The organism is Streptomyces sp. NPDC058637 (genome assembly GCF_042717325.1).
Lineage (GTDB): Bacteria > Actinomycetota > Actinomycetes > Streptomycetales > Streptomycetaceae > Streptomyces.
Genome location: NZ_JBHXRD010000020.1, coordinates 145,609 through 153,141, shown reverse-complemented (window position 1 = coordinate 153,141; position 7,533 = coordinate 145,609). Strand labels below are relative to the sequence as shown.

General features: G+C 70.1%; 6 protein-coding genes. 1 reads left to right on the top strand and 5 read right to left on the bottom strand.

Annotation, left to right across the window (positions count from 1 at the left end; all coding sequences use genetic code 11):
• Positions 1-70: 70 nt before the first annotated feature.
• Both ACFWVP_RS21565 and ACFWVP_RS21560 read right to left on the bottom strand, forming a co-directional pair.
• Entirely contained in the window at positions 71-496 is a 426-nt protein-coding gene (locus ACFWVP_RS21565) for a hypothetical protein (protein WP_384498824.1), read from the bottom strand.
• Between the two features lie 50 nt (positions 497-546).
• Entirely contained in the window at positions 547-966 is a 420-nt protein-coding gene (locus tag ACFWVP_RS21560) for a gas vesicle protein K (protein ID WP_384498822.1), read from the bottom strand.
• 245 nt (positions 967-1,211) lie between these two features.
• On the opposite strand from ACFWVP_RS21560, the gene ACFWVP_RS21555 reads away from it, so the two are divergent.
• Positions 1,212-1,499 (top strand): GlsB/YeaQ/YmgE family stress response membrane protein, encoded by a 288-nt coding sequence (locus ACFWVP_RS21555; RefSeq protein WP_384498820.1) that lies wholly within the window; start codon positions 1,212-1,214, stop codon positions 1,497-1,499.
• A 398-nt stretch (positions 1,500-1,897) separates the two neighbouring features.
• On the opposite strand, the gene ACFWVP_RS21550 is transcribed toward ACFWVP_RS21555, so the two are convergent.
• The 3 genes from ACFWVP_RS21550 to ACFWVP_RS21540 all read right to left on the bottom strand — a co-directional run bounded on the left by ACFWVP_RS21550 (position 1,898) and on the right by ACFWVP_RS21540 (position 6,920).
• Positions 1,898-2,215 carry a hypothetical protein gene (locus ACFWVP_RS21550; protein ID WP_384498818.1) on the bottom strand — a complete coding sequence of 106 codons (318 nt, stop codon included), beginning with the start codon at positions 2,213-2,215 and terminating at the stop codon, positions 1,898-1,900.
• A 125-nt stretch (positions 2,216-2,340) separates the two neighbouring features.
• Positions 2,341-4,101, bottom strand: a complete 1,761-nt coding sequence (locus tag ACFWVP_RS21545) for a ThuA domain-containing protein (protein WP_384498816.1) — start codon at positions 4,099-4,101, stop codon at positions 2,341-2,343.
• On the bottom strand, positions 4,098-6,920 hold the full coding sequence (locus ACFWVP_RS21540; RefSeq protein ID WP_384498814.1) for a PQQ-dependent sugar dehydrogenase: 2,823 nt from the start codon (positions 6,918-6,920) through the stop codon (positions 4,098-4,100). Before ACFWVP_RS21540 ends, ACFWVP_RS21545 begins: the two co-directional genes overlap by 4 nt.
• Positions 6,921-7,533: the final 613 nt, after the last annotated feature.

Here is a 7,533-nt window from a genome sequence, read left to right as displayed (position 1 = left end):
GGACCGAAGAAGTCTCTTCGGTCCCGCCCCACGTCCGGGCCCGCTCGCCCGAGCATTCTCCGTTCCGCGATCAGATCCGCCCGCGCGCCAGCCGGGTCAGCGGACCCGTCGGAGGCTTGGCAGTTGAGCGGCCGATGGCGAACGCCGCTCCGACCACACCGGCCACCCCTGCTGCGGCTCCGGCGGCGACCGCCTTCCGGTCCTTGACAACGGTCCAGGCCGCGGTGGCCGCACTCGCGGCCTTGGCCGCGTTCGCGGTCACGGCCTGCTGACCGCTCTGGAGACCGGAGGCAGCGGCTCGGCCGACACGCCGGGTGGTCTCACCGGCTGCCCGCACACCGTCCGAGGCCGAGTCCTTGGCAGCCTCGGCCGGGGACAGCACCTCGCCGCTCCTGGTTTCGGCCTGCATTCCGGCCGAGGCGACTGTATTGCGGGCGGTGGTCGTCCTGCCCTCGCTCGGGGTGGCGTTCATTGCGTCCTTGTCGTCAGTAGTCATGGCCTCCTCCTTGCCTTGCGTGACGGGATGAAACCTGGGTCTCTGCTCGCTCATGCGCCGTTGTGCGGCAGCAGCGAGCCGAGCGGCCCGAGGTCGAGATTGAGGTCGTCCATGGTCAGCCCGTAGCGGTCGCACAGCTCCGTCATGCGTTCGTTCAGGATCATCAGCGTCATGCCGATCCGCTCCTCCTGGAGCTCGCTCAGGTCGCCCTGGTCGACCCGGTGGATCGCGGTGCGCTCCATGAGCTGGCGTAGGAGCTCGACGATGGTGAGCACCGACTTGATGAGATCCCGCTCCACGGTGTCCGGGTCCGTGTGCAGCCGCTGGGCCGCCGCCGAGGGGCGGCCCTCAACAGAACCCGGCTCGCACTGGAGCAGTTCCGTGAGCTGCGCGGAAGCCTGCCGCATGGCGGTAGGAGCGACGACGCGCTTTCCGTCGTGCTCTTCATCGGTCTTCTTCTCGGTGCTCATCCTTCACCTGTCGCCGGGGATAACCGCTTATTGATCGGTCTCCGTCGTCCGTGGCTGACGTTCGCCTGCCCCTGCTGTCCGGACGTGTGCGCGAAACAGCGCGGGGATGATGCCGAGGGGTGCGTCTGCTGCCGGTTTCCCTTTCGGTGGCGGCGTGGGGAAGTCGCTGTCCCGGGCGCGGCGAGGGTTCTCACGGCCCGTGGGGGTAGGCGCAAGCGGACACGTCGGTCCCGAAGGAGTCAGTCATGGAAATCTCCGGACTCGTCAGCGCTCTGATCATCGGCGCGGTGGTCGGTCTGCTGGGGCGTCTCGTCCTGCCCGGCCGTCAGCACGTCGGCGTCCTGTGGACGCTCGTCGTCGGTATGGCCGCCGCGCTCCTCGGTTCACTGTTGGCGTCCGTATTCGGAGTGGGCGCCACGCGGGGCGTCGACTGGTCCGAGTGGCTCATCCAGATCGTCCTGGCCGGACTGGGTGTGGCCGCCCTCGACCGCGCTCTGGACGGGACCGAACGGCGGCCGTGGAAACGCGAGTAGCCCCGGTCCGTTGTGCCCCTGCGGGATCGCCGGGTCGTGGACCCACGACCCGGACCAGGAATCCCTGCGTGTTGTCGTACGAGGCGAGGCCGGCGGGACGTACGACGCGGACACGCCGGAGGCCGCCGGCCGGATCAGCAGCGCGCGGTGTCGCATATGTCCGGGAGCGTGCCGTCGGCGTGTAACGGCCCCAGGGGAATCGAGGGGGCGGGACGTGTTCGTCCGGCGGTGGGTGGGTCGCTGCGCGTGACGGTCCAAGGCGAGGGCGGCGTCGTCCTTCCGGCGGTCGCACCAGCGAGGCACCTCGGCATCCTCCACGCGCGGGAAGGCTTCCCGGGCCGCTCTCAGCGGCGGATCGTCGACGCGTCCGCGCAGGCTTGCCCTGCCACCGTGCCGTGTCAGAGCGTCCAGCAGCGCGACCGGGACGGGGTGCTCGGTCCGTACGCCGGTGACTCCGCCGGAAGGCCACGCTGCCTCGTGACGGTGAGGAAGCCCTCGACGTCGACAAGCGCCATGCCGCCCCTGATCAGCTCGGCCGTTGCGGCCCGGTCGGTGTCCTCCGGCCGCCCCGCCGTCGCCGACGGAGTGATACGGGTCGATCCCAGCGAGGCGAGCCGCGCCGCGCCGCGGCCTGATGGTGCGGGCACGGACGTCGGTCCAGTCGAGTCGATGCCGCCCAGGGCGTGCTCCCGCGCGTGCCGCGGAACATCGGGCACCGGTGGGTATGAGGGACGGCGGCGGGGCACTTCGGCGTCGCACCCCGCCGCCGTCACCGGCCCGGTGGGAGCGGCCGGTCCCGTCACCGGCGCCCTCCGCGCCGATGACGGTGTCGAGGGGTCACTCAGCCGGGGAGTATCCACTTCTGGTTGGCGCCGGTGCCGCAGGTCCACAGGTGCAGCCTGGTGCGGTCGGCCGAGGAGACACCCTCCGCGTCCAGGCACTTCCCGGACTGCGGGTTCCGCAGGGTCCCGTCGGCCGCCGGGGCCCATTTCTGCGCCCCGGAGCCGTTGCACCCGTACAGCTGGATCTTGGTGCCGTTCGCCGTGCCACTTCCGCTGACGTCCAGGCACTTACCGAGCGCCCGCAGAGTGCTGTCCGTGCCGACCGTCCACTTCTGGGCGGCCGTCTGATTGCACGTGTACAGCTGAATCTGCGTCCCGTCCGCCGACGCACCACCCGCCACATCCACGCACTTGCCACCGATACCGGTGACAGCGCCCTCCCTCGGCCCCGTAGAGCCGCCGAGTTCCTTGATCCGGACGTTCCGGAAGGACACGTCGTCGCCGTCGCCGTGGTTCTGCAGGCCGATGTGGCCCTGCTGGAGGCTGCGGGCGGGGTCGGTGTTGGTGAAGTCGTTGATCTTGCGGCCGTTGAGGAAGAGCTGGAGGCGCTCGCCCTCGACGCGGATCTCGTAGGTGTTCCACTCCCCCGGCGGGTTCAGGGCCGCGTCACGGACGGTGAGGTCGGCGGACTTGTAGCCGTAGACGGAGCCGGTGGTGCGGTCGGGGGTGTCGGTGGCGTCGATCTGGATCTCATAGCCGTTGTTGACGGCCGACCACGGGTCGTCGGAGGCCGGGAAGCCCACGAAGACGCCGCTGTTGTCGTCCCCGCTCTGACGCCAGTCCAGCTTCAGGGAGTACGACGTGTACTCCTTGGCCTGGTACCAGTACAGGCCCAGACCGCCCTGGGAGGTGAGGGTGGCGTTCTCGTGCGTGAAGGAGCCGGGGCCGGCCTGCTTCCAGCCGGTGGTGCCCGAGGAGCCGAAGATCGTGGTGTAGCCGGTCTCCGGGCGGCAGTCGGCCTCCGTCAGCTCCGCGGCCCAGCGGATGCCGCCGAGCAGATGCCGGCGGAAGGCGGGGTCGGTGTAGGAGTCCTCGGTGTGGCCGCCGCCGGTGTAGAAGGCGCGCCCGCCCTGGTAGTCCTTGCACCAGGCGATGGGGTGGTCGCCGCCCATGGTGCCGCCGCTGTAGGTGGACTCGTCGAGCGAGGCCAGGACGTGCGCGGTGGTTCGCGGGTTGGTGCGGTAGTCGTACCACTCGTCGGTCCGCTGCCAGTTCGGCCCGAGGTGGGCGGTGGCGTCGTGGGCGCGGTCCTCCACCTTGACCGTGGCGGGCTGGATGTGCGGATGGGACTTGAACAGCGCCCCGGCCAGCCCGCCGTACCAGGCCCAGTCGTATTCGGTGTCGGCCGCCGCGTGGATGCCGACGTAGCCGCCGCCCGCCGTGATGTACCCCTCGAAGGCGGTCTGCTGGGTGGCGTCGAGGACGTCGCCGGTGGTGGAGAGGAAGACGACGGCCTCGTATCCGGCAAGGTTCGACGGGGTGAAGGCCGCGGCGTCCTCGGTGGCGGTGACGGTGAAGTTGTTGGCGGCACCCAGCTCGCGCAGGGCGGTGACGCCTTCGTCGATGGAGGAGTGGCGGAATCCGGTGGTCTTGGAGAAGACCAGCACGTCGTACGCGGGGTCGGCGGCGGCCGCCACCCGGACAGGGGCGTCGGGGGCTGCCGCCGTGGAGACGGCGGAGGGCAGGGCGACAGCGGCGAGCAGGCCGCAGGCGGCCCAGCAGGCGAGGCGTCCTGGAAGTGTGACCGTTCGTCGGCTCATGGCAGTATCCACTTCTGGTTGGCTCCGGTGCCGCAGGTCCACAGGTGCAGCCTGGTGCGGTCGGCCGAGGAGACACCCTCCGCGTCCAGGCACTTGCCGGAGGCCGGGTTCCTCAGCGTGCCGTCGGCCTGCGGGGCCCACTTCTGGGCACCGCTGTTGTTGCACCCGTACAGCTGAATCTTGGTGCCGTTCGCCGTGCCACCTCCGCTGACGTCCAGGCACTTACCGAGCGCCCGCAGAGTGCTGTCCGTGCCGACCGTCCACTTCTGGGCGGCCGTCTGATTGCACGTGTACAGCTGAATCTGCGTCCCGTCCGCCGACGCACCACCCGCCACATCCACGCACTTGCCACCGATACCGGTGACAGCGCCCTCCCTCGGCCCCGAAGGTACGGAGGTGGTGACGGTGAACTCGTCCACGTCGAAGAGGGCTCCGCTGCCGCCCTTGAAGACGAGGTGGAGCGTGGTGGTGCCGGCCGGACGATTGGTCAGGTTCGTGGAGACCTCCTGGAACGTCTCCCAGCCTCCCGTGACGGGGACGGTCACGGAACCGAGCAGGGCGCCGGTGGGCGATCCGGCCCGCACCTCGAGCGTGCCGCCTGCTCCGCCGGAGGAGACGCGGGCGGTCAGCTCGGTGGCGTTGTCGAGGGCGTAGGGCGCGAACGAGATCCAGTCACCGTTCTCGATGTTGCCCACGGTCTTGCCGCCCCGGGCCGCGGCGTGGTCGACGACCGTCACCCCGGCCGAGCCGCCGTAGTGCTCGGCCTGACGGTGGCTGGGCTGGCTGATGTGCTCGTCGTGCGTGGTCAGGGCGGGCTGCCCGGCCGCACCCTTGTCGGTGTACTCGGCGTCCCAGACGCCGAAGATGTTGGCGTTGGGGTCGTGCTCGCCGTCGGCGATGGTCTGCACGGTGCCGGAGCAGCCGTTCGCCGAGGTCTGCGGGTGTCCGTGGCTGTCGTGACCGATGATGAAGGTGACCTTGACCTTCGAGCAGTCGATGGTGCCGTCCTCCGGGTCGGTGACGGTCACCTTGAACGGAACCGCGTCACCCGGGTCGATGATCCGGCCGTCGACGGGCAGTTCCAGCTTCACGGTCGGCGCGGTGTTGCCCACGGTCACGGCGACGGAGGCGGTCGCGGTCAGACCGGTTCCGTCGGAGACGGTCAGCTCCGCGGTGTACTGGCCGTTGGCGGTGTAGGTGTGCGTGGGGTCGGCCGACGTCGACGTACCGCCGTCACCGAACTTCCAGGCGTAGGTCAGTGGATCGCCGTCGGGGTCGGAGGTGCCCGCCGAGGAGAACCGCACGGCGAGCGGGGCCTGACCCGAGGTGCGGTCGGCCTTGGCCTCGGCGAGCGGGGACAGTCCGCCGGAGACGTTCTCGATGCGGTAGACCGCGCTGTTCGCGTCCCCGTTGAAGTACCCGGTTCCGTAGTCGAGCACGTACAGCGCGCCGTCGGGTCCGAATGCCATGTCCATGACCTGGGTGCCCTGCCAGGGGAAGGCGTTGATGGACTGCACGGTGCCGTCGCCGGACTGCTCGATGCGCTTGATCCACTTGCGGCCGAACTCGCCCGCGAAGAAGTCCCCGTCGAAGCTCTCGGGGAACTTGACCCGGGAGGTCGAGCCGGCGTCGTAGCGGTAGACCGGACCGCCCATCGGGGACTCCGAGCCGCTGCCGAACTCCGGTACCGAGCCGCCGTCGTACGGGACCCAGGCGGGCTGGGCCGCGGGAAGGTCGGTCAGGCCGGTGTTGTTCGGCGAGGTGTTCCTGGGCGCCGAGCAGGAGAAGGAGGAGCCGGACGTCGAGTTGGCGAAGTCGTGGTCGACGTACGCGTTGTTCGCGCCGGTGCAGTAGGGCCAGCCGTAGTTGCCGGCCTTCGTGATCCGGTTGAACTCGACCTGTCCGGCAGGCCCGCGGGTGGCACTCGCGGTGCCCGCGTCGGGACCGTAGTCACCCAGGTAGACCGTACCCGTGGGCTTGTCGACGGTCATCCGGAAGGGGTTGCGGAAGCCCATGGCGTAGATCTCGGGCCGGGTCTTCGCGGTGCCGGGAGCGAAGAGGTTGCCCGCCGGGACGGAGTAGCCGCCGTCGGCGTTGACCTTGATCCGCAGGACCTTGCCGCGGAGGTCGTTGGTGTTGCCCGACGAACGCTGGGCGTCGTAAGCGGGGTTGCGGTTCGACCGCTCGTCGATGGGGGTGTAGCCGTCGGAGGCGAAGGGGTTGCTGTCGTCGCCGGTGGAGAGGTACAGGTTGCCCTGCGCGTCGAAGTCGATGTCGCCGCCGACGTGGCAGCACAGACCGCGACTGGCGGGGACGTCCAGGACCTGCTTCTCGCTGGCGGTGTCCAGGGTGCCGTCCGTCCTGAGGACGAACCGGGAGAGCCGGTTGACGCCGTCGAAGGGGGCGAAGTCGGCTGCCGAGCCGGTCGCGGGGGCGTCTCCCGCGGGAGTGTTCAGCTTCGGGGCGTAGTAGAGGTAGACGAAGCGGTTGGCGGTGAAGGCCGGGTCGACGCCGACGCCCTGAAGCCCCTCCTCGTCGTGCGAGTAGACGTCCAGCTTGCCGGCGACCTTGGTGGTGCCGGCCGCGTCGGTGCGGCGCAGGGTGCCGTCCCGCGAGGTGTGCAGGACGGACCGGTCGGGCAGGACGGCGAGCGTCATCGGCTCGCCGGTCTCGGCCACCCCCTTGGCGAGGGTGACCTGCTGGAACTCCGGTGCCGCGGGGGCGGCTTCGGCTTGGTTCTGCTGGACGGTGAGGGCACCCGCGGCGGCGAGCAGAGTACTGGCGATCGCCGCGAGGGGCCGGGTGAGTCTCCTGTGCACGCGCATCCTCCGTGGGTCAACGGGGCTGAGGGTCTCGCACAGGCGCGCGCCGTCGCGCCGGGGGACGCGGTCGCCCTGGAGGGAGGAGGCGCACGCGTCCTTGCTGTCCGGTACAGATCAGGAAGGTAATGGCTTTTTCATCAACCAGAAACCCCTTTGACGCGTCAGACCAGAACTTTATTCTCTGGGGGGACAAAGCGTCCGCGCCCGGCCGCGTACATCAACTCGGTTTTCTGGTGCGGGACTTGCCGCACCCTGCACTTACCGCCTCCCGTCGGCGAGACCCCTCCGGCATGATCTGACGGTCATCGGCCGGGCCTGCCCGAAGACCGGCGCCCTGCTCGCGGCCGGCTGCACCTCCGCGTCCACGAGCCGTTCCACGAACTCGAACTCGACCTCGCCTCGATCGAAGGTGTCGGCGCAGTGGCGGGAGACGACCGATAGGCCGCGAATTCATCCTGCCCGTCACCCCGGCCGGCGGCATGGCCACCAGGGAACAGAGTCGCGTCGACCGGTCACCCCGCATGAGATCGCTGATGACGTCGCGCGCTGCCGGGAGGTCGGCGCCGATGTCGTGGCCGGCCGCGTCCGCCGCGAGGACGGGCCCGCGACC